Origin of the sequence: Cellulosilyticum ruminicola JCM 14822 (assembly GCF_001311925.1) — a bacterium.
GTDB classification, from domain to species: Bacteria; Bacillota; Clostridia; order Lachnospirales; family Cellulosilyticaceae; genus Cellulosilyticum; species Cellulosilyticum ruminicola.
In genome coordinates this window covers 12,360-37,488 of record NZ_BBCG01000034.1, presented here as the reverse complement: position 1 = coordinate 37,488, position 25,129 = coordinate 12,360, and the positions used below count along the sequence as shown (strand labels likewise).

Genomic DNA, 25,129 nt, shown 5'->3' with positions numbered 1-25,129 from the left:
AATACACAAAATTATTTATAGACCCTAAAATTAGAATAGTAGAGCCTGTCCAATAATCGCCATAGTTGCCTCAGTCGCTAGCACGCGACATTGAAAAGCGTTCTTAATGCAATACTCAATCTCAGCAAAATGATTTTTATCATCTTTGCACATCTTCATCAGCAATCCAATACTTCAACATAGTAATATTAATTAATTACCTATATATATTAACATAACAAAACTCCCTTTTATAGAAGTCTAGTAAATGAGACTTTAATAAAATATATAAAAACTTAATCTTAAATACTTCATAACAATCAAGCACAATATTCCAATTCAATCCTTTGAAAAAGTCAGTCTCTTTCCAACATCCAGCTAGCCCTAAAAGTATACATAATGAATTTTTTCATCTTATAACTTTCACATCAATATCCCACCCATAAAATATCTATAACCAAGCAGAGGCATTTACTATCAAATATCCCACGAATAAATAAGTGCGAGAAATTCAAAAGTTAACCCAATTCCGAGTTAAGACAGAAAAAAGATATCATCACTTATACACACGCCCTCTATCATACACTAAAAAAATTAAAAAGGTCAGGCGCACTCACGTGCAACCCGACCCAGAAAAGTTTTACTGCATATCGTTTCTAAATACGCTACCGTAACTACCATTAGCAAAGAACATATAAACTATAATAGCAATGATGATCCAAATCCAAGTACTATTACCGAAGCTACCATCAAATAAATTATTGAATCCACCATTAAGGACATTATTGCAGCTACCGCCCCAGAATACTAATATAAATAAAGCGATGATAATAATCCACCAGAAATTGTTATCTAAACATCTAAGATCTTCCATGATATTGCCTCCTATATAAATAAATATTTAATATCTCATTAACCAACAGAATAAAAATATAATGAATAGTATAATTAACCATTTAGAATTGCATGAATGACAATTACAAGCTAAAAGTAAAGCACCAAATATGACGAGCGATGGTAAGAGCCATGCGGTGTTGCCAAAACAACAGTTACTAAGTTGAATGTTGCTGCAAGGATCAAAATCGCAGTAGTCGAAATCATCGCAACAACAATTTGAACCAGACATATTTGACCTCCTTATAGTGTAATATTTTGAATAGCTTTAAAGGAAGAATAAGTAAAGTGAGCGTTAAAAACAAGAAGTGTTATTCTTCATTAACATAGTATGAGAGATGGAAAAAAATGTTACAGCTGATAAGAAATTTTTAATAACTAAAAAATTCAAATTATTTTTTTGTTGACATATAGTATTGAATTGTATACAATTATACATAAGAAAATTGTCAGACAATTACAAGATAACAGGAATTATGTTGCAAGAGGAGGATTAATATGTTTGAACTCAATAAAAGAACAAACTTACTTACAAGGCCAGAAAAGAATCACCAATTAGAAGATGTTGATACACCAAATATGTTTAGAGAGTTTTACCCATATAATGAAATTCCAAGAGTTGCATTTAATGATTTACATGTACCTATGTGTGTCCCAGATGATATTTTCATTACAGATACAACTTTTAGAGATGGTCAACAATCAAGAGCACCTTATACAACAGAGCAAATTGTTGAGATTTATAAAATGCTTCACAGATTAAGTGGACCAAAAGGTGTTGTAAGACAAAGTGAATTCTTTTTATATAGTGAGAAGGATCGAAAAGCTGTAGAAAAATGTATGGAGCTAGGTTATGACTTTCCTACAATTACATCTTGGATTAGAGCATCTGAAAAGGACTTTGAGCTTGTTAAACAAATGGAAATTAGTGAAACAGGTATTTTAGTAAGCTGCTCAGACTATCATATATTCCATAAATTAAATATGAAACGTTCGCAGGCGATTGCTCATTATACAAAAGTCATTAGGCAATGTATTGATCAAGGTATTATTCCTAGATGCCATTTTGAAGATATTACAAGAGCGGATATTTATAATTTTGTTGTACCATTTGCAAGAGAACTTATGAAAATTAGTGAAGAAACTAAAATGCCTATTAAAATTCGTGCCTGCGATACAATGGGATATGGTGTAAGTTATCCTGGTGCCATGATTCCAAGAAGTGTACCTGGTATCATGTATGCCCTTCATCAATATGCAGGTGTACCACATGAATGGATTGAATGGCATGGACATAATGACTTCTATCGTGCAGTAGCTAACTCAACAGCAGCATGGCTCTATGGATGTTGTGGTATTAACTGTTCATTATTTGGCATAGGGGAAAGAACAGGTAATACACCTCTTGAAGCTATGGTTATGGAGTATGCACAAATCAGAGGAACACTTGATGGCATGGATACAACGGTTATCACTGAACTTGCAGAGTACTTCGAAAATGTAATCGGTGAACATATTCCAGAACGTACACCATTTGTAGGTAAGAATTTCAATGTTACAAGAGCTGGTATTCATGCTGATGGATTATTAAAAAATGAAGAAATTTACAATATCTTTGATACTGATAAAATCTTAAATCGTCCTGTACGTGTGGCAATTAGCAATACATCAGGTCTTGCAGGTATTGCACACTGGATTAGTGCAAATCCTAAATACGCTAAACTTAAAGGTATTGATAAAAATGATAAACTTTGCCTTGATATTAAAGCTTGGGTAGATAAAGAATATGAAACTGGACGTACAACAGTTATTAGTGATAAAGAGATGGAAAGTTACATAGATAAATATTTAGCGTAGCAAAAATAGTTAAAAATACATTAAAATTATTCCTTATTAAATAGGAGTTTCTCATAGACTAAATGAGAGGCTCCTATTTTTAATTTTATTGAGGTGAATTTATGTAGAAAAGTATAAATGTAATATATAATAAAAAACACATTTTGGTGATGAGCCCGTGAACTTCAAGATGAGATTATGTCTATTCGTATAGTTACAATGTCATCTACTTTTTATAAAATGAAGCGCCTTGTAAGAAATATGAGCAAGAAACTGGATAAGAAGGTTAAGCTTACACTTATTGGCGAAGATGTAGAGGTAGATAAAAATGTTATCGAGTGTGTTACAGATCCACTTATGCATATGGTGCATTAGATTATGGAATTGAGAGTAAAGAAGAATGCTTATTACACTTTAAACTAGAAGAAGCTGAGATTACATTGGAAGCCCGTCACGAGGGAAGGAAGTAATCATCTTAGTAAAAGATGATGGAAAGGGTATTTATAAAGAAGCTATTTTAGAAAAAGCTGAAAAAATATACTTACCAAACCTAAAGATGAATATACAGAGGACGAAATTTAGCAGTTATTTCAACTAAAACAGATGTGTCTGAGCTTTCAGGACGTGGTGTTGGCACGGATGTAGTCGTTAAAAATATAGAAACCATGGGTGTTAGTGCAAGTATGATTGGAAAAGGTTCTACCTTTACCATTAGAATTCCACTTACAATGGTAATTATTGATGGTATGCACATTCGAGTAGGTGAGACAAGTTATACATTACCAACTATGGCTATTAGGGAATCCTTTAGACTTTACAAACAGCAAATTATTACTGGAGTAGAAGGTAATGAGATGATTATTGTAAGAGTGTGATAAATGATAAAACTGGTGAGGGACAGAAAAAGTTAGTGAATCAAATCACAACGAATTATACATTTTTTATGAGAGAAGTACAGCACTTTAAATTTTTTAAGGAGGTTGTGCTTACTTTTTGGAAAAATAAGATTCAAGATGGTGACCTTAGAATATGGTGCGCAGCTTGTGCCGCAGGAGAAGAGGCTTATGCATTAGTCATAATTATTCATGAAACATTTGCTTTAGAACGCAGTAAATGGATACAAAGATGTTGGCTACAGACTTATCTAGGTGCTTTAGAAAAAGTTAAGCAAGGTATATATAGCAAAGAAAGGCTAGAATCCTTGCCAGATACATGGCAGAGGTGTTATTTCAAAACAGTGGGAAATGAAGGGTATAGAGTATGTAATGCCAGCAGTTTATAAAAAAATAAAAATTTAAACTATTAACAATGGGTATAAAAAAATATACTAATTTGCTATAATTGTAATATAGCTAGAAATGGGACAATAAAATGTTATAAGCAGGAGGAATAAAAGGTGAATCCAAAGATAGTAGCAGGGACAACAGGAATTTGTTCGATTATTACAGTAGCATTAGTTATATTCGTATTAATAGGACAGATTACAGTGGATTTAGGAATGTTAACAATAGGTATACTTCAAGTAATAAGTGGTCTTATACAGTTATATACAGCTAGACATACACAATCTGAGGTTATTCAAAAAGAAACTTATGGGACATGTAGATTTACGCTAATCATAGGGAGTGTGATGTTAGCTTTTGTAGCACTTAAAGTAATGCTTATTGCTTTAAAAGGTTAAATACATAATAGGGAGAGACATCTTTTAAGTTTTAGTTACTTAAAAGATGTCTTCTTTTTTTATAGCTAAATCATAGTTGTTAACTTAAGACTAAGTTTTTCCAGTAACAAGGAGTTGTTCTAAATAGCTCTCTATTTTAGAATAGGTCGTTTGTTTTAAACGTTTTTCGTGCAAAGACAAACTTCCTATCCTATAAATAAGATTAGAAAACACCTCATAAGTATGTAGTGTGATTCTTTTTATGGTGTAAAACTGATATAGATTTACAAGTAGTAATGTATAAAATCTTTGGATGCTAACGTCTCTTCCCTGATTTTAAGTATGGTTTGATTTATACAATCATAAAGTGGCATTTAGAGATATGCTATTTTGAATTGAAGCACATTTTTCAGTAATTACTTCTTTAGTAATATTTTTACAATCTAATAACCCTAAAGACATTGCCTTAGCAAAGGTTTCGGGCAGAAGTTTGGAATGACGTTTCATAAAACTAGATGATTTTGAAAGTTCTTCAATAATAGATGGTATAAAAAGTCTAGATACTAACTTTGCAATATGCATGGGAAATTTCCTTTGTCTGAATGATGTTAGATTATAGAGGTTTCCCATTTTTGCTATTTTAATTACTGGAAAATTTTATTTATAAATTAACGCTTATGATAGCTAAATTAAAACATATTTAGTATAATGAAAATATAAAAAAGATTTGAAATTTAAATAAACGAGAAAGTTGCTAGATGAAAGAAAGGAGCAATAAGATGGAAAGAGAACTGAAAATATTACTAGAAGAGGCGGGATTTAATGTACAGATTATGAAGGAACGAGATCAAAAGTTTAATCAGATAAAGGGACTTATTGTTAATAATAATCTTAAATTTATTTATGAAATAGAAGAAGATGGCACAATGATGATTAGGCAAATTAAAGTTGCAGATGCTTATTTAAATTTGGGATACACAACACGCTTATTAGAGTTCTTAAGTAAGCAAAATGAATATAACGTTATATTACCATTTGTAACAACACCTAAATTGGCCCATATATGTGACAAATTAAATATTCAGCGTGATGATAGCTGTATTGAAAAATATGGTTACAATAGTGCCTTTTATTCTATTGCTAAGAATTATGCCTTTTACGAAGGAAAGTATGGACATTATGTTGTAAGAAAATTAGGAGAGTAACTATAATGGAGGTGGGTTAAAATGAAGACAAAGGGGATTTTGAGTAAGATAAAATTAGATCGTCAGTTAATTAGTTTGTGTTTAATAGTAAGTATTGTACCATTGATTGTAGTTTATGCATTATTGATACGAGGAATAAAGCTTAGTACAACTGAGGCAATAGGAGGATATTCACAAAAAATCGTAGAGCAGCTGAATTATAATATTGAATATCAGATTGATTATGCTAGGATTACTGTTGCCGATTTAACAACTAATAGTGCTTTAACAAACTATGTGCATGAAGTGTTTAATCTGACCAATGCTCAGCGTGTTACATATATGAAAGAAATTAATAGTAAGGTAGCAAGTGTGTTTAATGTACAAGATGCTATTATAGGGATTGATATTATCAAAGATGATCAGCACATATATAGTAAGTATAAAACCCAGAAAAAAATAGATATAGAAGAATTAATGAAGACAGATGAATATAAGGCTTTAAAAGAAATGCCTAATTCTCAGTTTCAATGGAATTTTAGAATGGTAGAAAGTAGTGATGCTTCAGGTACTTTGGAACCACAAATTTATGTGGCAAGGAAGTTTAATGCCAAAGACACATTTTGTATTTTTGAGATAGACCCACAATATTTTCAAAGTATATTAGATTTAGCAGCTGTTAATCCAGATATTCCATTGATGATTATAAATCAAGAAAATCAGGTTATTGTAAGTAATAATCAATTAGATACACCAGTAGGAAAGAATTTAAGTAATGAAGATTATATTATATTTGTTAATGAAGAATCAGAGGATATGGATACAACTACTTATAAGCATGACTATATCTTAAGCTATTGTAAGCCATCAAATGGCTGGAAGATTGTAACCTATGCCCAGTTAGATGTATTATTAGCAGAACTTCAAAGTATGTTTGATATTTCACTTATAATTATACTTATTTTAATTGTAGTTATTATTATAATCAGTACAATGATAGGAAGACGTATTACATTACCTATTAAAAAGGTATGTGAGTGTATAGAAAAAGTGAAGTTAGGGGAGTTAGATTTAGAAGCACAGACGAAAAGTATTAAAATGACCAGTAAGGAATCAAGAGAACTGATTGAAGGCTTTGCAGAAATGGTGGATAACTTAAAAGAACTTATTAAAGATGCTAGAGATGTGACAAAGAGTGTAGAACAAAACTCTAATGCATTACAAGAAATAGCCTATAAAACTTCTAATTCTGCCCAAGAAATTGACCGCGCTATAGAAAGTGTAGCTGTGGGTGCTCAGGAGCAAAATAAGGAAATAGAAATATCTAGAGACTACATTAATGTATTATCAGATAATATTAATAAAGTTAGTCAAATGATGGGCGCTATTAAAGAAGCTACACATATTACAATGCAATCTAGTGAAGCTGCACAAGGTGAATTAGTAACCTTATTAAATCAAGCAGAAGAAACTATCTCAATTAGTGAAGAGATTAGAAATCAAGTGGAAGAATTAGGTGAAGAAGCAAGCAATATACATGAGATTTTAGGTGTTATTCAAGGCATCAATAAACAAACGAATTTACTTGCTTTAAATGCCAATATAGAAGCAGCTAGAGCAGGAGAAGCAGGCAAAGGCTTTAGTGTCGTAGCAGGAGAAGTAAGAAACTTATCTGCACAAATAGAAAATGCAGTAGAGATTATTACTAAGGCACTAATCAAGGTAGAAGAAAAGAAGAATGTAACCAATGAAAAGCTTAATAAAGCTGTAGAGGTGTTTAATAAACAGTTACCAATTGCTCAAGAAACTACTTCAACTTTTGAAAATATATATGCTCACATGGAAGAAGTAGATGCCAATATGGATGAAACCAATAGAGTATTACAAGAAATCGTAGAACAAAAAGATGTAGTGGCAAATAAGATGAATGATATCACAGAAATTATTGAACATACAGCCAGTGTAGCAGAGGAAGTAAGCGCAGAAAGTACGACACAAACCGAAACGATTACAGAGGTTAGTGAACTTACAAATCAACTTGCTATGGCATTAGAAGAACTTAAAAAAGCATACGCTAAGTTTAAATAAAAAAGAAAGAATTGTAAAAAGGAGTTGCTACGAGGTTCGCGGCAACTCCTTTTTGTGTACGCTTATTTAGCTGGTTTGAATGAGCTTTTAAGAGCTACGATTCTATTGAAGCAGAATTTCTCAGGTGTAGTGTATTTAGGGTCTACACAGAAGAATCCGTTTCTTACAAGTTGGAATTTATCAAGAGCTTTAGCATCTTTGAATGCTACGTCTTCGATGAATCCTTCAAGGATTTCCATAGAATGTGGATTGATTTGTTCTAAGAAGTGTTTTCCTTCATTTTCTGGAGCATCATCTAAGATAAGTGGCTCAAAGAGTCTGAACTGTGCTGGAAGAGCAGTTTTAGCATCTACCCAGTGGATAGTAGCTTTAACTTTACGTCCAGTGAAACCAGAACCACTTTTAGTTTCTGGATCATAAGTACAGTGAACTTCTGTTACATTACCATTTTCATCTTTGATAACGTCTGTACATTTTACGAAGTAAGCTCCTTTAAGACGAACTTCATTGCCTGGGAAGAGACGGAAGTATTTGTGAGCTGGTACTTCCATGAAGTCATCTTGTTCAATGTAAAGTTCGCGAGAGAATGGTACCATACGTGTACCTTTTGTTTCGTCTTTAGCATTGTTTTCGATTTCAAGTATTTCTGATTGACCTTCTGGATAGTTAGTGATAACTAATTTAAGAGGTTTAAGTACAGCCATAGCAAGTGGTGCTTTGGGTTGTAAATCCTCTCTTAAGAAGAAGTCAAGCATTTGACTGTCTACTACAGAATCTGATTTAGCTACACCGATTTCACGGCAGAAATTACGAATAGCTTCAGGTGTGAAACCGCGTCTTCGCATACCAGAGATAGTAGGCATACGAGGATCATCCCATCCATCAACAACTCTCTCATCAACAAGTTGTTTAAGTTTACGTTTACTCATTACAGTGTTTGTAATATTAAGTCTAGCAAATTCGATTTGTCTAGGTTTAGCGTCCATTTCACATTCTTCCACAACCCAGTCATAAAGTGGACGGTGAGCTTCGAATTCAAGTGTACAGATAGAGTGAGTGATACCTTCGATAGCATCTTCAAGTGGATGAGCGAAGTCATACATTGGATAGATGCACCATTTGTCCCCTGTGTTATGGTGAGTTGCATGAGCAATACGATAAATGATAGGGTCACGCATATTCATGTTAGGAGATGACATATCGATTTTAGCACGTAATACTTTTTCACCATCTTTGAATTCACCTTTTCTCATGCGTTCGAAAAGTTCAAGGTTTTCTTCTACAGATCTGTTACGAAAAGGGCTTTCTTTACCTGGCTCTGTAAGAGTTCCACGATATTCTTTAGCTTCTTCAGGTGTAAGATCACATACATAAGCTTTACCTTTTTTGATAAGAAGAACAGCACGGTTGTACATTTCTTCGAAGTAGTCAGAAGCGAAAAGGAGTTTGTCCCATTTTACACCTAACCATTCAACGTCTTCTTTGATTGATTCAACGTATTCAGTATCTTCTTTAACTGGGTTAGTATCATCAAAACGAAGGTTAGTTTTACCACCGAAATCTTCAGCAAGGCCGAAGTTTAAAAGTATAGATTTAGCATGTCCCACATGTAAGTAACCGTTTGGTTCAGGTGGGAAACGTGTAATAATTTCTTTATGTTTACCAGATTGTAAGTCTTCTGTAATAATGGTTCTAATAAAGTTAGATGCATTATTGTTTTCTAGTGACATATTAATCTACCTCTCTTTAAAAATATATTAAAGTATTTTCAAGTTATTTGAAAAACATTATAATAAATATATGTAAATACTAGTATTCTAAGGATATATTATTAAAGGAAAAATGCAAGTTGCAAAGTTTCCTTTAATAATATATCCTTAGAATAAGCTACACATATGCTTGTGATTTACAAAATATTTGCTATCATTATATTTTAAAGCAAGATATACCAAAAATAAAGGGTATATATAGAAAAAGTTTTATAACATAATAAATAAATGTTAAAATATAAAAAACAGGAGCTATAACTTTAGTTGTAGTTCCTATTTTTTGTTGGCTATAATTTTATGATTTTTAACATGGCTGATAGGTTAAACAGAAGTAACGTTTTCTTTTAAATGAGCTGTATCATTAAGTCCTAAAAGCATAGGGCTTAATGCATCATTAAAGTGAATCGTAGTGATACATGTATTACCCAAAGCAAAATGATGATACATAGACATTGGCCAGTTAAATAAACCAATGAGTGTAGCTTTGATAAAGCCGCCATGAGAAACAATAGCGATTGTTTCTCCTAGATGTTTTTTGATGAGATTTTCAATGCAGTTTTTACCGCGTTGGCTTACATTGTAAATACTGCCATCCCCATCAAACATTAGGCCTTGCGTATCATCGGTTTTCCAGTTGTTAAAAGCATCAGCATAATTTTGGGCAACTTCTTTAAAAGTAAGGCCTTCCCAAGAACCGAAATCTACCTCACGTAAGTCTTCTACTTTAGTTGGCTTAAGTCCTGTGTTTTCACATAAAATACATGCTGTATCATAAGCACGATTTAATGGGCTGCAATAAACTGCATCAAAATGACCTTGTAAACGTTTTTTTAAACATTTTGTCTGCATAATGCCGGCTTCAGATAAATCAATGTTATGTATTCCCTGAATTTTTCCTAAAGCATTCCAAGGGGTTTCACCATGACGAATAAGTAAAAGTGTTGTAATCATATGCGTCTCCTTATTGATTATTATTATTAATCATTATAAATAGTCACATGAATAAGTGCAATAAATTCTTAAGTATATCAATACTGTTTAAAAAAGGGAAATAGCGTTATACTTATATAATAATGAGAAGGCGTAAGGTTTACATATTTAGGATATTGGAGGAACATATAATGAAGGTTTATAGTGTGATGAATATAGACATTATAGATTCCAGAAAGATTATTAATCGTGAAGCTTTTCAAAAGACATTAAAAGTATACCTAAAGAGGCTTTCAGATGAATATACATCTATATTAGTAGCACCTATTACAATTACATTAGGTGATGAGTGGCAAGTCGTTTTAAGGGAAGTAGGAGAAAGTTATAACATTTATATGGACATCAAAGAATATCTAAGTGCTCAAGGTGTAGGATGCTATTGTGGCATAGGAGTAGGCACTATAAGTACGGATGAAGCAATGGATACAAGGGAAATGGACGGACAGGCATTTATACTAGCTAGAGAAGGAATTAATATTGCTAAACGTAATAAAAAGGCTTATAGCAAGGTCATTCCAACGAAAGACTGCAAAGTTTATTTAAGGGGTCCACATACGGCCAAACGTAAAACATTAGAAAGTGAGACTGAAGCAGTAGGAGACTATATAGACTTTGAAGCAATGATTAATAATGTGATTCAAAATAATGAGTTGCATCTAAAGAAGCTTACGAAGGTGCAAAGACAAGTTATTGAGGCCTATAAAAAATTAGGAAGTTACAGTGCTGTGGAAAATGAAGAGAAGATTAGTAAAAGTAATGTTTCAAATAGGCTTAGAGCATCTAACTATTGGCTGATGAAAGCAAATAAAGAAATGATTTATAAATTGTTAAAGGGATATGAATTACATCTAAAAAGGGGAATCTAATATGGTAGAGATGCGGCTTGGTTTATTGATGCTTTTAGCCCATTTATTAGGAGATTTTGTCTTGCAGGATGAGAAGATTATGCAAATGCGTTTTCCAAAAAATTTAAATCAAATTTTAAAGAGAAGTAAAGTATATGGTGAAGTAAATGGGTATAAGTTAAAGCAAACCAATTGGTTAGCCACGAAACAGATTTTTGCATATACTTCAAAGGGAAATATAATTCATGCAGGAATACATGGGCTGCTTTTGATGATGTGTATTGGACTTAATAATTTACTGACTAGTGAATGCACAAATACCAAATTCTTTAAAGTGATTTTTATAAATTGTGATGTAAAATTAGTAAGCTTAGTAATCAGTTTTATAATATGCCATTTTTTAATTGATATACTTAAAGTAGAAATAAGCTATAGATATCCTCAGACTACGGAAAAGATAGGGCTTTTTATCTTAGATCAAATGGCACATCTTTTAAGTTTGTATGGGCTGATAAAATATTATAGCCCCTATAAAGGAATGGACATTATGGGCCTTATCACTTCACCTATAAGTTTTATGCAGCAGGAACGACTTATTTGGGTAGGCATAAACTTTATAGGTATGACTTTTTTTGCAGGGATTTTTATTTCGCAGATTATAAATCATATTGATCATAATCAGCATAATCAGCGGCATCTATCTCAGAAGACCATTGTGCTTTTGGAAACGAGAGAAAACAGTGATGAAGTACATAATCAAACCAAGGAAATACATCATGGAGGATATATTATCGGCGTACTGGAACGTATATTAATTTTATGTGCCCTTTTAATGAGTCAACCACAGTTTATAGGATATATTTTAACGGCCAAATCCATTGCCCGTTTAAGCAAATTAAAAGAAGATCGTTTTGCAGAATATTTTTTGATTGGTAATTCCTTAAGTTTTATTATTGCTATTATTGGTGGAAGTATCATTAAAAGATTAGTTTGTTAAAATAACTAAAGAATGTTTTTTGCGTTTGGCATATAATAGAGCCTCCCGTGCTAAATGAAATGCAGGGCCATCTAGTTGATTGACAGTAAGTTCAAAGTTGGAAATGGTAATAGGACCTATACCAACTCCTGTATAAAAGCTGATGTCTCGTGGTAGATTAAATTTGAAAAAATCAATGATTTGCAAGTAATTCATATCAGGTTTAAGTAGTCCTTGCCATTCATCACCTAAAGTGATAATAAAAGGTGCTGCTAGCATTTCGGCAAATTGAGTATTACAGCGCTTTAATAAATCAATTAGAAGATATTGAAGTGCTGTGCGGTCTGGATAAGCACGGGAATTGATATCAAAAATCATGGTGATATAGTTCATAAGAGCCTCCATTATGCATGGATTAAAACAAGGACGAGTTTACTCTAAAACGTAAACAGTGGACAAGTTTACGTTTTAGAGTAAACTCGTCAAGGCATAAAACTCTATAATCATTATATCGATTAAGGATTCAAGATGTGCCAAATTCAAATGTATAAGAGAAAATATACAAAGAGTGTTGCTTGCTGCAAGGCTTTTTTATTTTGTCTTATATAAAATGGTTTTAAATATAAAACAATAAATATATATCGAAAAACGATAAAAATATATTGATTTAAAGGAGACATGTGTATATAATAACGTTGAGGTGATAAAGTGTGGGAAGATTAAGAACAGATTTTTTGAGTAGTGTATTATATTGGGTTGTAATAATAGGCCTAGTGTTACTCACATTAACATTAGTAACTTTGCCTTGGACTTTGGAGATTATTTTTAGAGGAAGTACTTTTTATTCTTTGGTACCACATTATAAGATTTTAATACTCTTATATGTTACAGGTATACCAATGTGGATTATATTATGGATGACAAAGATACTTGCTAGAAATATTATTAAACGTGATCCTTTTTCAATAAGCAGCTGTCTAAGTCTAAAGGGGATTAGCATATGTGCGCTAATTATTTTTATATGTTACTTATTTACATGTTTATTTGTGAGAGCAACCTTTGGGATTATTGTCATTACAATTGGAGCATTTGGGGTGGCACTTATTGCTGCGATTTTATATCGCTTAGTAGGTGTGGCTATAGAGATTAAAGAAGAAAATGAACTAACGATTTAAAGCAGAAGAGGTGAGAAGATGCCGATTGTAGTCAATTTAGATGTCATGCTTGCAAAGCGCAAAATGAGTATGAATGAGCTTTCAGAAAGAGTAGGGATTACTTTAGCTAATTTATCCATTTTAAAAAATAATAAGGGGAAGGCGATTCGCTTTTCAACACTGGAGGCACTTTGTGAAGTGTTGGAATGTCAGCCAGGAGACCTTTTAGAGTTTATAGAAGAAAATAAATAGAGAAAATAGTATGGGGTGAGATGATGAAAAAAGAAGAAAAATATATATTCATTATGGCTTGTATTTTGGCAATAATGATTATGGAGATGAATGTATTTGGGGGATTTGGCATAGGACTTCTTATAAGTGCATTAGGTTATTTTATAGGATTTATGGGTCTTATGAAATGTTATGATAAAAAGATGAATAGAAATGCTAAGTTACTTTTGATTCCTATTGGACTATGTATATTATGTTTTATTTTGTTTAGTAACTGGATTTTGAAATTCTTTAATTTCATTTTCTTAATAGATTTGTTAGTAATTCAGGCTGTAGAGGTTTGGAGTATTGAAAATACAGTACTTTTTAGTTCGAAATGGGCACCTAAAATCATGAAACTTAGCATCAGTATGCCATTTAGATATTGGACTGAACCTATAATTTTAGTGAGAAAAGAGGCTAGTGCAGGAAGCAAGAAATCTCTAGCGACTCTTGCAAAAGTAGGCATAGGGCTTTTGATTGCAGTACCTATTTTAATTGTTGTTACTGCGCTATTACAAAGCACAGATGCAGCTTTTGATGGGATTCTTAAAATCATTTATGAACATATGAACTTTAAAATAGCACCTGTTGTGAAACGTATTATTGCATTTATTATATTATTTGGTATGACCTTTAGTTATTTCTATAGTTTTGTTAAACAAAAGAAGAAGCCAGTTGTAGTGATAGAGAAGTTAAATGAAGAGGAAAAGAAACCTGTAGGAGTGGATTTTACTATTATGGTGATTATAAGTACCTTAGTATGCCTTGTATATATTGTATTCTTATTTTCACAATTAGCTTATTTCATCTCTGCTTTTCAAGGAGTTTTACCGGCAAAATTTACTTTTGCAGAATATGCGAGAAGAGGGTTCTTTGAAAACTTGCCCCTTACGATGATTAACTTAGGAATCATTTGGCTTGTAGGTATTGTCATTAAGGAGCAGAGTGGTAAGCGTAAAAGGTATATGCAGGGGATTAGTTTCTTCATAGCTGGATTTACATTATTTATGCTTATATATGCTTTGGATAAAATGGCTATGTACATTCAAAACTATGGTTTAACTTTAATGCGTGTGTATGTAGCGTGGTTCTTGGTATTAAGCATTATTGTGATTGTTTTAGTTATTCTAAAAGGTATAGGGCGAAGAATGCCATTTACGAAGATTGCCTTTATAATTTTTACAGTCATGTATTTAGGACTAAACTATGCTAATGTAGATTATTTTGTAGCCAAACAAAATATAAACTTATATTCAGAAGGTAAGCTGGAGAGTCTAAGTGCATTATATGATTTAGATAGTAGCAGTGTAATTATTGCTGCTCAAAAAGCTTCACTAGAAAATAAGAATGTAGCAAAAGAGCTGGAGATACAAGATAGAATTAAGAATGTAAATGATATGATTAATCATCAAAAGTGGCAATCATGGACTGTAATTGATCAGCAGGCCATTAGTATTGTAAAAAAACTGAAATATATTTAAGATAAATAAAACACCTAAAAGGAAGTAGAAGCTTTAAAATCCTTTTAGGTGTTATTTGCGTATATAGGTATGGCTTACAGGTAAGAAGTGAAGGTGACGATTAAATCTTCAGTGTGATTTGTGCGTAATATAAAAGTATCAAATTCAGCAACTGGGATATTTTCATTTGCAATTAATAAGACGCGTTGTTTAAAGAATAAATAAGTGCCTAAATTACCTTCAATAACAAGGGGCTGACTATTAAAAGGATGAAGGTCGCCATTATAAATAATAGCGGTAATGACATCATGACAGGAAACAGGAAGGCGATATAAAATAGTGGTATCTTCTCGGACACATGTCAGTTCGCGATGACATACAGTATGCACATTATCCACGTAATCTGCGGCTTCTTTTGGAATAACTACGCCAAAGGCAAAACCAATAGAATCATCATCATCATTAATATCCGCTTCAGCAAGGAGTCTAGTAGGTGAAAGGGTAATGAAAGCATTAGCAGCAGTGTCACATGGATCTGTATCTGTACCAATTTCAGAAACAGTGAGGGTGAATAAACTGGTAACTACTGGAGCAGACTTATTGTGGCTGCAAACAGAAGGCATGGTGTAAAGTAAATCCCAAGTATTAGGAGTGGTAGTAACTGACCAAGTATCTGAGCAGTAGTTCGTGATGCCTGCATCGGCTACAATTATAAAAAAGTTAGAAACAGGTATACCAGTAGATGAAGTAAGTCGGATATTATCTAAGGTAAGGGTTACGTGAGTACAGCCATGATTTCCACAATCATAAGGAGTGGTGAGCACAACTTTACCAGGAATACCAGTATAAGCGGTATTACCAAAAGGCGCACATTTACAAATAGGTGAAGACACACCTTTGAAACTTATTTTGGAACAGCCTTTGGTATCTAAACGAATATCAAAAGAAATTATATAATTACCAGGAAGTGAATTGATTATAGTTGTCGTACGGTTATCTTTATGCAGTTTAAACTGCGTGCCAAAATCAATCCAACCAATTACATCAGCTAAAGCGCCCTTGCTATTATCTTCGGCTTGTTGTACATGGAGCATAGTTCAACCTTCTTTCTTTATGGGATAAATATACGCTACTATATACTATGTACAAGAAGGAAGAAGGGGACTAAAAAGGTATAAAAATTCACCTTTGAAAGTTATTTAAAAATATTATATTATATAGAAAATTAGTGCATGAGAGAAAGGAGAATGACATGTTTATTATTCAAGCTTAATGAAATTTTTAAAGAACAATAAAAGAGGTATCTTTTTTGTGATGCAAAAAATTAAGTTTGAATAAATAAAGGATGAACAGTCATTTTTTAAGAAACTCTTATAAGCATAAGTGCAGATTATTGCCTATAAAATTATAGGCATACTGAGTGGTTAACAGAGCGGATTAAAGTGACTGTAAGTGCTTAGCATTTACAGTTTTTTGTGTATTAATTTAAGCGTTGCATGACAAGAAAGAGCCTTAAAATGGAGGATGATTTTATGGCAATGCTATGTGAAGGTAGAATAATATTTTATTAGGCAGATTAGAAGCAACATCTAGTGAATGCATATGGGTAGATAAAGAATTACAAATTGGTTATATGAGCCGAGGCCGATAAGAAATAAGTGCCCAAAGTATTTTAAGACCAGCTAGTAATAGTCAAGTGAAAAGTAAGTAAAAATTTATATTTTTTATTAGATGCTTTTTAACTAAAAATGGGTAAATTTAATAGACGCAAATCGTTTCAATTTTCGTTTAATAATGGGTTTGATTAATGTATATCTGCATAATTATGCGGTTTTTTGTGTGACCCTTTGATATTGAGTACAGTGTTTTTCAGGGGAACGAAGTTCAAATGCTTTTTCATTACGAAGAATAGCAAAAATAATGTTACAGACTTTGTGCATGATTGCACCTAAAGCAACAGCAAAGATTGCCCTACGAGCAAATCTAGAATCATGTTTAGTTATATGCATCTGCGTAGTAGTAAATTTTCCAGATTGATTAACTTCAGGATCTAATCCAAAGTAATGGAACAATCACCTTAATTACCTATGACAGATATATGTTAGGAAGATTATGCAATAAGATATTAGTTTTTAAAAATAAAAAGATTCAGAGTTATGAATATGGGCTAGATGATTATTTTGAACATCTTAAGGCTTATGGACATGAAGCAGATTATAGGATGAAAAAAAGTAAGAAGCAAAAGATAGAAGAGCAGCTTTGCATAGAAAATAAAATAGCCTACTTAGTAGGGGGCATTAAGCAACCTAGAAGTAGGCAGCAGCGCATATATTGAACTCGAAGATCAATATATGCAGCTTATGAAATTAAGAAATGAAATTAATAAATAATGTAATGATAAATGAGTTTACGAAATCAATAAATAAACAACCTACAAGTGGTACAACGAAGTAAGGTGTAGGTACAAATCCGTAACGATTTGTAAGCTCATCCATATTAGCAATGGCATTAGGTGTAGCACCCATTCCAAAACCGCAAGTTGCAGAAGCAAATACAGCAGCCTCGTAATTTTTACCCATAACGCTAAACACAATAATGTAAGTAAATAAGCCTACGAGAATAACCTGAGCCATAAGCATTACGAGCAGTGGTAAAGCTAGGTCAAAGAGCTGCCAAAGCTTAAGGCTCATTAAAGCCATTGTTAAGAAGAATGATAAACTTAAGCTTCCTAAAGTCTCTATTTCTTTTTCAACGAACGCCTTGTTTGTAAAATCATATAAGTTACGCATTACAGCAGCCACAATCATTGCACCAATATAAGATGGGAAAGTAAGTCCAGTAAGCTGAATAAAGTCAGATACAATAGAACCAATACCCATAGCAATGAATAATAAACATGCTGCATTAATAAGGCATTTTAAAGATAAGATATTGTGATTTTCTTCATTATAATCTCCCACTTGAGTAGGTGGCATTTTAGAACTTTCATCATGTACAGTTGTAAGTTTTTTACCATGAATTAAAAGTCTAGCCACGAGTCCTCCTATGATACTTCCCATAATAAGACCAAAGGTTGCAGAAGCAATGGATACAGTTGTTGCACCAACTACGCCGATTTCTTCAAGCATAGGTCCGAAAGAACCAGCTGTTCCATGACCGCCTACCATAGGAATAGAACCCGTACAAAGACCAAGTAAAGGATTAAGACTGAACACTGAAGCAAGTGAGACACCTACTGTATTTTGGAGAGCCACTAATAAAGCAGCAAGGCCTAGGAAAATAACTACTTTAAAGCCGCCTTGTTTTAAGATTTTAAGGCTGGCAGTAAAACCGATACTTGTGAAAAAGGTAGTCATAAATATGCTTTGTAGTGTTATATCTAAATTAATTGTCGCAACTCCTGTCATTTCAATTGCCAGCATAAAAAGTGCGAACACGAAACCGCCTACAACTGAAGGGGGAATACAATATTTAGTAAGAAATGATGACTTAGATCTAAGAAACTTACCTAAATAAAGGATAAGAGAAACTAATGCCATTGTTTCGTAAATGTTTAAGTTAAATGTCATATTAGGAATCCTTTCTAAAAAATAGTATGTATTTCTATGATATTACGGATTTACATAATAGTAAAGTGAAAAATATGATTGTAGCAGTACTTACTATAAAAGTATGTATTGAAAGAAGGATTTTTATGAGGGTTATTACAAAGTATAAAAAAACAAAAAAGGAGGCAGCGTAAATTGGGGTTTGCGCTGCCTCTTTAGTATATGTGTGGAGTATTATTCAAGATTTTTACCTGTGAAAGCTAAAGGTAAAAGTTCTCCTAATGTATATTCAAGATAATCTTCTCTATTTTTTACAATATAAATTTTAAATGTATCAAGGTCGCAGAACTCTGCCATAACTTGTCTACATACTGCACAAGGTGCACAATAATCGCCTTCGCCCATTTTAATACCATCTTTATTTCCTACGATAGCAATTGCTGTGAAGTCTTTAACTCCTTCTGCAATAGCTGTGAAGAAGGCAGTTCTTTCTGCACAGTTAGTAGGTGTATAGGCGGCATTTTCAATATTACACCCTTTGTAAATCTTGCCATTAGCGGCTAAAAGGGCAGCACCTACATTAAAATGAGAATAAGGTGTATAAGCATTTTTTTGTGCTTCGAAAGCATTGTCAATTAATAATTTTACATCGATCATATGGTCACCTACTTTTAATTATTTCCCATGTGGGAAAAGTATTATATCATTTAGTATACCTGATGTAAAGAGAAAAAATGAAATTATTAAGAATGAATATAATAGTTGGTTATAAAGTATAAATTTTTGTTAAAATACATAAAATTAAAATATATTTGTGAAATACTATTGATTTAGTAGGAAATAATCTCTATAATGTGTTTAAAACAAATAAAATCTATCGTTTTACTAGGAATTAACATAGGAGGGATGAATATATGAGACAATTAAAGAATGTAGAACAAGAACAAATAGGTGTACAAAAATGGCAATGGTCTAGTCTGTATCAACATGAGGATTGGTTAGCTATATGGATTGGATTTATTATTATAGGTATGGGATATTTAAGTGTTATTACAGAAAAATTTAGTTGGGGTGCTGTAAAAATTCCTAAATGGGGTGGAGAAGGAAATGTTCGCTTCATAGAACTTTTTAATTTAGGAGAAACATCTAGAGCGTTATGGACTAATACATTAATTACTTTTGTAATCTTTGTGTTATTATTTGGAATCGGTTATAAACTTCAAGGCGGAGAAGGAAAAAAATTCTTAAAAGCATTTACCGGTTTATTTATACTTGCATTAATTGTATCTTTTGTTTCTGCACAAGTTGTTATGAAGAAATATTTAGAATATGCCTTTTGGGCACTTGCTATAGGCATTGTAATTAGTAATACAGTAGGCACACCAAATTGGTTAAAACCTGCATTAAAAACAGAGTTTTATATCAAAACAGGGCTAGTAGTAATGGGAGCTGAAGTATTATTTTCAAATATTAATAAGTTCGGATTTTATGGTTTAGGTATTGCTTGGCTTGTAACTCCAGTTGTCATTATATTCATTTGGCTTTTAGGAACCAAAGTGCTTAAAATCGAGAATAAGCCAATGGTAATGATTATTGCAGCAGCGACTTCTGTATGTGGTACATCAGCAGCTATTGCCGCGGCAGCAGCAAGTAAAGGTAAGAAAAATGATTTAAGTTTTGCAGTAGGTATTTCACTTATATTTACAGTTGTGATGATGGTTACAATGCCTTTATTTATTAAATTCATCCATATGGATCCACTTATTGGTGGGGCATGGATTGGTGGAACAGTAGATTCAACGGGAGCTGTGGTATTAGCGGGAGAAGCGTTAGGTGGTATAGGCGGACAAGCTGCATCACTTGTAAAAATGATTCAAAATATATTAATTGGATTTATTGCATTTGCTATTGCGATTTTCTTTGCAAAACATGTTGAAAATAATCAATTAGGTTCAAAACAAGTAGGACTTTCACAAATTTGGATTAGCTTCCCTAAATTTATATTAGGTTTTTTAAGTGCATCGTTAATTTTCTCGTTTATTATTCAGCCAACTTATGGCAAAGAAACAGCTGATGCTATTATTAGTACATTAGGAAGTTTTAAAACTTGGGCATTTTGCCTTGCTTTTACAAGTATAGGATTAGAATCTAATTTAAGAGATATGAAAGAGCAATTCCAAGGAGGAAAGCCAGTGGCCTTATATGTAATTGGGCAAACTTTTAATCTAATCCTTACATTATTTGTTGCATGGTTATTATTAAGTGGGAAAATATTCCCAATACCTCAGTTAGTTGCATAACATACTATTAATTAAAGAAATATTATAAGGGGGAATAGTTCATGGGACGCACAGTGAAAATGGTTTCAAAAAGTGCAGTGGCGTTACTAATCATTGCAATAGCAGCGAGCATTTATATTATGAAAAATAATCTTGGTGCGATTCCAGGGTTGGATTTTGGATGTGGGCAATATTATTATACAGATGTTCCTAACTGGCAATACATATTTTCAGGACGTGGCTATACGCCAAGTGGTAATATATTATTGTACATAGCCCTCTTTTTCTTATGGGGCATACTAATGTATAATGTATGGGTATTTTTAGATAAAAGCTTAAGATAGGTTATAGTGAGAAAAATAAAGGAGGTATTGTAAAAAAGTACAATACCTCCTTAAAATATTTTTAGTATAGAAGTGGGCTGAGACAATTATTAACGAAAGTAAATGTTTTTAATTTGCCAGCCGCTTTCACTTACTTGTAATGTAATATCGGAAATGAAAGTACCTTCTTCTGGAATAGATTCATCGTTCCAAAGTGTACTTGAAATAGATTTATGGCCGAAAGTTGCAACGACCTCAGAGATACGCCAGCTTTTAGCGTATTTGGTATTAATGGCTACTTTAGAATTTTTAACTAAGAGGGTTGGCGCTGCATTGCCAGCGCCGCAAGGTAAGAAGTAGCGAAGCTGAGTTTCGAGTTTAATGAAGTCATAAGCAAAGGCATCTTCAATGACTTTATCTACGAAGACTTTTGGTGTCTTATCGTAATCTGTAAGGGTGCTGGCTTCATTAACAGCTTTAGCGAAGGCCTCAATTTGATCAATAGTAGTTGCTTTAAGTCCGCAGGCCATAGGATGTCCACCGCCTCCATCTAGTAGATGAAGGAAAGGCTTGAAGCTTTGGAACATATCATATTCTTCAATTGAACGCCCTGAACCTTTATAAGTGCCGTTGATTGTACGGGCAAAGACAACAGTAGGGCGGTAATATTTTTCTTTGATTTTACCAGCTACAAGACCAACGACGCTTTCGTGAGCCATTTCATCAATTTGAATAATAATATCAGGAAGGTCACTAATTTGGGCCACTTTTTCATCTACACGGGCAATAGAGTCCATTTCTTCATCTTGGCGGCGTTTATTTAAATCATCTAGATTTTTCTTACCTAAAACTAAGTCGTCATAATCCTTTTTCATTAAATATTGAAGGGCTGTCTCAGCACTTTCAAGTCGTCCACAGGCATTGAGGCGAGGTCCAATCTGGAAGCCAAGGGTCCCTACTGAAATACGAGAGTTAATGACAGTAGCGGCAGGAATGGCATTTTGATTGAGTGCACTGATACCTGTTTTAACCATATGTCTATTTTCACCTACAAGTGGCGCAACGTCACATACAGTTCCCATGGCTACTAGAGATTGAATACGTGCAATTATTTCACGGCTAGGTTTCACTTTAAAGTGAGAAAGAAGTGCTTGTCCTAATTTATAAGCAATGCCTACACCAGCTAATGACTTATAAGGATATTCACAATCAGGCTGATGTGGATTAATCGTTGCATCCGCTTCAGGGAGAATAGCAGGAAGTTCATGGTGGTCAGTGACAATAACCTGCATGCCTAAAGATTTAGCGTGGGACACAGATTCAGTAGCTGAAATACCGTTATCTACAGTAATGATTAATTTCACGCCTGCACGGTAGGCAGCATCTACAATACTAGGATTGAGACCATAGCCATCCGTTTCACGAACAGGTAAATAATGATCCATATGAGGATAATTAAGCGCTTCAAATACAGAAAGTAAAACATATGTACTTGTTACGCCATCGACATCATAATCACCTACTACACGAATTTTTTCATTACGTGCCATAGCTTCTGAAATAATTTGAACAGCAAGATGAATATCTTTTAATTTATCAAAGTGCTTTGGTCTATTAGTTCCTACAATATATTCTTTTATTTCATTTAAATCAAAGGCATTACGTTCACAAATAATAGCAGCAATAAAATCATATAAATCATAAGTGCGGGCAACTTCTTCAATGTTGCTTTGCTGCTCTGGTGTATAGATTTTTTCGGCATGTTCTAAAATCGTTTTCATACAAATCTCCTATCTAATTATGATAAAAGTATTGTAGTCCAGGAGATTGATAATTTCTAGTACCAAAATATAGAACGAAGAAAAAATTGGCAAGAAAATCAAAAACCCTATAATAAATTATGTAAACATGTCGATATATATAAACAAAAGGATATATGGGGGAAAAGAGCGGTAAAAATATGGTAGAAAAAATGAAAAAGGTATATCAGTTGTAGATAACCTTATTGATATTACGGTGAGAACAAATGAAACAACACAAAATGTTAAAGAGACAATTTATGCAATAAACAAAAGTTCTATTGAAATTGATTCTATTGTAAAAACTATTAATTCTATAGCAGAACAAACTAACTTATTAGCTTTAAATGCAAGTATTGAAGCTGCTCGTACAGGGGAAAACGGGAAAGGCTTTGCCGTAGTTGTAGAACAATCAAGTAAATCTGCTAATGAGATTAGAGAACTTATTGATCATATTAGAAACCAAACAATAGGTGCAGTAAAAGAAATGGAAGAAATTATCACTGCAGTAGAAGCTCAAAATCAAGCTGTAGAAAACACAGGTAGCTCATTTAAAGCCATGTCTTTATCTATTGAAAATCTTGCTTCAAATGTAGAAAAGATTGATCACTTAAATAAAGAAATGGTTAAAATTAAAGAGCAGATGTTCGAGATTATCCAAAGTGTTGCAGATATGGCGAAGAATACTTCAGCCTCAACACAAGAGATGTCAGCTTATGTAGAAGACCAACTTTATACAATGACACAAGTTAGGGATATGTTAACAGCATCATCTACTACAGCAACTAAATTAGGTGAGTCTATTAAAATCTTTAAGACAGAATAAATTCTTTTATAAAAGAGGTGATAAGGTGAAAAACTTAGCGTTTCTTTCTTTTTAGTAAACCAATATAAAAAGGGAGTTGAAACTCTGAAAGAGGTATATTATAATGACAAAGAGTAAATTAATTAAGTCAATATATAACTTTTTAGCGATAAAAAGCATATAATGGCAAAAAGAATAATCACTTATATAATATATAAAAGCAATGAAAGAAAGAGTATTATATATGGGCTATGCCAGAGAGTAATCCATTTTGCTGAGAGGATTTCATAGAACAATATAAGAAGTGCATTCTGGAGCTGAATATGTGAGCCTATGGTAAGCATATTTCGTAAACCTGCGTTAAAGGGAAGAGATGAAGCAGAAAGTTAAGAGTTTGCTTTAATCAGAGTGGAACCGCGAGCTACCTTGCCTCTGAATGAAGAGGAAAGGTTTTTTTATACCAAAATTTATTCGATAATTGCTTAAGGCCCACTTAAGGACTAGAATGGAGGAAGATTATGGGAGTGATAAGAGAAGAAATGCAAGTCATTAAAGAGAGAGACCCAGCCATAAAGAGTAGTGCAGAGGTATTTTTATATCCTTGTTTTTATGCGATATTATTTCACCGACTAGGTCATTTCTTCTATAAACACAAACTGTTTTTTGTGGCTAGACTTATATCTCAGATTAGTAGAGGACTAACAGGTATTGAAATTCACCCAGGAGCTAAAATCGGTAAAGGATTATTTATCGACCATGGCATGGGTGTAGTAATTGGTGAAACTTGTGAAATAGGTGATAATGTTACAATCTATCATGGCGTCACATTAGGTGGAACAGGTAAAGACCATGGGAAACGTCATCCTACTATTGGCAATAATGTCATGATTAGTACAGGGGCAAAAGTACTAGGACCTTTTAAAGTTGGAGATAATTCACGAATAGCAGCTAATGCAGTTGTGCTGCAGGAGGTTCCAGAAGATAGTACAGTAGTCGGCATACCTGGCAAGGTTGTTAGAATTCAAGGCAAACGTGTAGACCCTTGTAAAGAATTAGACCAAGTAACTGTGCCAGACCCTATCAAAATGGAATTTTGCCGTATGAATGGTGATATTAAAGAATTAGAAAAAGTTATTGAAAAGATGAATAAACAGTTAGAAACCAATATTCAGCTTCAAGAACGCCAGTTAAATGATAGTAGTGAAGAAATTATTCAAGAAGGTACTTATGAAGAGCAGTGTTATATGTATTATATTTAAATAAAATG

General features: G+C 33.0%; 27 protein-coding genes and 1 other annotated feature. Of the genes, 17 read left to right on the top strand and 10 right to left on the bottom strand.

Going from position 1 to position 25,129, the window contains the following annotated elements; all coding sequences use genetic code 11:
* Window positions 1–619 precede the first annotated feature (619 nt).
* Entirely contained in the window at window positions 620–853 is a 234-nt protein-coding gene (locus JCM14822_RS11730) for a hypothetical protein (protein WP_054742577.1), read from the bottom strand.
* Between the two features lie 518 nt (window positions 854–1,371).
* On the opposite strand from JCM14822_RS11730, the gene JCM14822_RS11725 reads away from it, so the two are divergent.
* The 5 genes from JCM14822_RS11725 to JCM14822_RS11710 all read left to right on the top strand — a co-directional run bounded on the left by JCM14822_RS11725 (window position 1,372) and on the right by JCM14822_RS11710 (window position 4,390).
* Window positions 1,372–2,730 (top strand): beta/alpha barrel domain-containing protein, encoded by a 1,359-nt coding sequence (locus tag JCM14822_RS11725; protein ID WP_054742576.1) that lies wholly within the window; start codon window positions 1,372–1,374, stop codon window positions 2,728–2,730.
* 177 nt (window positions 2,731–2,907) lie between these two features.
* Window positions 2,908–3,084, top strand: coding sequence for a hypothetical protein (locus JCM14822_RS20315; protein WP_157047733.1), 177 nt, complete (start codon window positions 2,908–2,910; stop codon window positions 3,082–3,084).
* Window positions 3,085–3,314: 230 nt separating this feature from the next.
* Window positions 3,315–3,584: an ATP-binding protein gene (locus JCM14822_RS11720; RefSeq protein ID WP_054742575.1), complete on the top strand. Its 270-nt coding sequence runs from the start codon at window positions 3,315–3,317 to the stop codon at window positions 3,582–3,584.
* Complete coding sequence (locus JCM14822_RS11715; protein ID WP_054742574.1) at window positions 3,581–3,991, top strand: CheR family methyltransferase; 411 nt, start codon at window positions 3,581–3,583, stop codon at window positions 3,989–3,991. The genes JCM14822_RS11720 and JCM14822_RS11715 overlap by 4 nt, the downstream gene beginning before the upstream one ends.
* 114 nt (window positions 3,992–4,105) lie before the next feature.
* Window positions 4,106–4,390: a hypothetical protein gene (locus tag JCM14822_RS11710; protein WP_054742573.1), complete on the top strand. Its 285-nt coding sequence runs from the start codon at window positions 4,106–4,108 to the stop codon at window positions 4,388–4,390.
* 339 nt (window positions 4,391–4,729) lie between these two features.
* On the opposite strand, the gene JCM14822_RS11705 is transcribed toward JCM14822_RS11710, so the two are convergent.
* Entirely contained in the window at window positions 4,730–4,951 is a 222-nt protein-coding gene (locus JCM14822_RS11705; RefSeq protein ID WP_054742571.1) for a hypothetical protein, read from the bottom strand.
* A gap of 197 nt (window positions 4,952–5,148) precedes the next feature.
* On the opposite strand from JCM14822_RS11705, the gene JCM14822_RS11700 reads away from it, so the two are divergent.
* Together JCM14822_RS11700 and JCM14822_RS11695 are read left to right on the top strand one after the other, a co-directional pair.
* Entirely contained in the window at window positions 5,149–5,574 is a 426-nt protein-coding gene (locus tag JCM14822_RS11700) for a hypothetical protein (RefSeq protein WP_054742569.1), read from the top strand.
* A gap of 21 nt (window positions 5,575–5,595) precedes the next feature.
* Window positions 5,596–7,641: a methyl-accepting chemotaxis protein gene (locus JCM14822_RS11695; protein ID WP_054742567.1), complete on the top strand. Its 2,046-nt coding sequence runs from the start codon at window positions 5,596–5,598 to the stop codon at window positions 7,639–7,641.
* A 62-nt stretch (window positions 7,642–7,703) separates the two neighbouring features.
* On the opposite strand, the gene JCM14822_RS11690 is transcribed toward JCM14822_RS11695, so the two are convergent.
* On the bottom strand, window positions 7,704–9,371 hold the full coding sequence (locus tag JCM14822_RS11690) for a glutamine--tRNA ligase/YqeY domain fusion protein (RefSeq protein WP_054742565.1): 1,668 nt from the start codon (window positions 9,369–9,371) through the stop codon (window positions 7,704–7,706).
* 360 nt (window positions 9,372–9,731) lie between these two features.
* Entirely contained in the window at window positions 9,732–10,361 is a 630-nt protein-coding gene (locus JCM14822_RS11685) for a histidine phosphatase family protein (protein ID WP_054742563.1), read from the bottom strand.
* A 170-nt stretch (window positions 10,362–10,531) separates the two neighbouring features.
* Here JCM14822_RS11685 and JCM14822_RS11680 point away from each other — a divergent pair, with 170 nt between their 5' ends.
* Complete coding sequence (locus tag JCM14822_RS11680; protein ID WP_054742561.1) at window positions 10,532–11,266, top strand: SatD family protein; 735 nt, start codon at window positions 10,532–10,534, stop codon at window positions 11,264–11,266.
* A 1-nt stretch (window position 11,267) separates the two neighbouring features.
* Window positions 11,268–12,242 carry a DUF3307 domain-containing protein gene (locus JCM14822_RS11675; protein ID WP_054742559.1) on the top strand — a complete coding sequence of 325 codons (975 nt, stop codon included), beginning with the start codon at window positions 11,268–11,270 and terminating at the stop codon, window positions 12,240–12,242.
* Here JCM14822_RS11675 and JCM14822_RS11670 read toward each other — a convergent pair.
* Window positions 12,231–12,614 carry a SatD family protein gene (locus JCM14822_RS11670; RefSeq protein ID WP_054742557.1) on the bottom strand — a complete coding sequence of 128 codons (384 nt, stop codon included), beginning with the start codon at window positions 12,612–12,614 and terminating at the stop codon, window positions 12,231–12,233. The genes JCM14822_RS11675 and JCM14822_RS11670 overlap by 12 nt on opposite strands.
* Window positions 12,615–12,931: 317 nt before the next feature.
* Between JCM14822_RS11670 and JCM14822_RS11665 the strand changes: the two genes are divergently transcribed.
* Genes JCM14822_RS11665 through JCM14822_RS11655 form a run of 3 tightly spaced genes read left to right on the top strand, consistent with a single transcriptional unit; the run spans window position 12,932 to window position 15,129 of the window.
* Window positions 12,932–13,396, top strand: a complete 465-nt coding sequence (locus tag JCM14822_RS11665; protein WP_054742555.1) for a DUF2975 domain-containing protein — start codon at window positions 12,932–12,934, stop codon at window positions 13,394–13,396.
* Between the two features lie 18 nt (window positions 13,397–13,414).
* Window positions 13,415–13,627, top strand: a complete 213-nt coding sequence (locus JCM14822_RS11660; protein WP_054742553.1) for a helix-turn-helix domain-containing protein — start codon at window positions 13,415–13,417, stop codon at window positions 13,625–13,627.
* 23 nt (window positions 13,628–13,650) lie between these two features.
* Window positions 13,651–15,129, top strand: a complete 1,479-nt coding sequence (locus JCM14822_RS11655; RefSeq protein WP_054742552.1) for a DUF4153 domain-containing protein — start codon at window positions 13,651–13,653, stop codon at window positions 15,127–15,129.
* Window positions 15,130–15,203: 74 nt separating this feature from the next.
* Here the strand turns inward: JCM14822_RS11655 and JCM14822_RS11650 are convergent, their stop codons facing one another.
* Both JCM14822_RS11650 and JCM14822_RS24550 read right to left on the bottom strand, forming a co-directional pair.
* Window positions 15,204–16,202 (bottom strand): hypothetical protein, encoded by a 999-nt coding sequence (locus JCM14822_RS11650; RefSeq protein ID WP_054742550.1) that lies wholly within the window; start codon window positions 16,200–16,202, stop codon window positions 15,204–15,206.
* 729 nt (window positions 16,203–16,931) lie between these two features.
* A complete protein-coding gene (locus JCM14822_RS24550) occupies window positions 16,932–17,180 on the bottom strand; it encodes a transposase (RefSeq protein WP_054742548.1) in 249 nt (82 codons plus the stop codon).
* Window positions 17,181–17,206: 26 nt separating this feature from the next.
* Here JCM14822_RS24550 and JCM14822_RS11640 point away from each other — a divergent pair, with 26 nt between their 5' ends.
* Window positions 17,207–17,443, top strand: a complete 237-nt coding sequence (locus JCM14822_RS11640) for a hypothetical protein (protein ID WP_054742546.1) — start codon at window positions 17,207–17,209, stop codon at window positions 17,441–17,443.
* A gap of 31 nt (window positions 17,444–17,474) precedes the next feature.
* Here JCM14822_RS11640 and gltS read toward each other — a convergent pair whose 3' ends face one another.
* Together gltS and cdd are read right to left on the bottom strand one after the other, a co-directional pair.
* Complete coding sequence (gltS, locus tag JCM14822_RS11635) at window positions 17,475–18,677, bottom strand: sodium/glutamate symporter (protein WP_054742544.1); 1,203 nt, start codon at window positions 18,675–18,677, stop codon at window positions 17,475–17,477.
* Between the two features lie 213 nt (window positions 18,678–18,890).
* Window positions 18,891–19,313 (bottom strand): cytidine deaminase, encoded by a 423-nt coding sequence (gene cdd, locus JCM14822_RS11630; protein ID WP_054742542.1) that lies wholly within the window; start codon window positions 19,311–19,313, stop codon window positions 18,891–18,893.
* A 257-nt stretch (window positions 19,314–19,570) separates the two neighbouring features.
* Between cdd and JCM14822_RS11625 the strand changes: the two genes are divergently transcribed.
* On the top strand, window positions 19,571–20,956 hold the full coding sequence (locus JCM14822_RS11625; RefSeq protein ID WP_054742540.1) for a YeiH family protein: 1,386 nt from the start codon (window positions 19,571–19,573) through the stop codon (window positions 20,954–20,956).
* Window positions 20,957–20,997: 41 nt separating this feature from the next.
* A complete protein-coding gene (locus JCM14822_RS11620; protein WP_054742538.1) occupies window positions 20,998–21,279 on the top strand; it encodes a hypothetical protein in 282 nt (93 codons plus the stop codon).
* An 89-nt stretch (window positions 21,280–21,368) separates the two neighbouring features.
* Here the strand turns inward: JCM14822_RS11620 and recJ are convergent, their stop codons facing one another.
* Complete coding sequence (gene recJ / locus JCM14822_RS11615; protein ID WP_054742536.1) at window positions 21,369–23,039, bottom strand: single-stranded-DNA-specific exonuclease RecJ; 1,671 nt, start codon at window positions 23,037–23,039, stop codon at window positions 21,369–21,371.
* A gap of 235 nt (window positions 23,040–23,274) precedes the next feature.
* Here recJ and JCM14822_RS11610 point away from each other — a divergent pair, with 235 nt between their 5' ends.
* Both JCM14822_RS11610 and epsC read left to right on the top strand, forming a co-directional pair.
* Window positions 23,275–23,883 (top strand): methyl-accepting chemotaxis protein, encoded by a 609-nt coding sequence (locus JCM14822_RS11610; RefSeq protein ID WP_054742534.1) that lies wholly within the window; start codon window positions 23,275–23,277, stop codon window positions 23,881–23,883.
* A gap of 193 nt (window positions 23,884–24,076) precedes the next feature.
* Window positions 24,077–24,299: a binding site (T-box leader), on the top strand.
* Window positions 24,300–24,380: 81 nt separating this feature from the next.
* Window positions 24,381–25,121 carry a serine O-acetyltransferase EpsC gene (gene epsC, locus JCM14822_RS11605; protein ID WP_054742532.1) on the top strand — a complete coding sequence of 247 codons (741 nt, stop codon included), beginning with the start codon at window positions 24,381–24,383 and terminating at the stop codon, window positions 25,119–25,121.
* Window positions 25,122–25,129 lie beyond the last annotated feature (8 nt).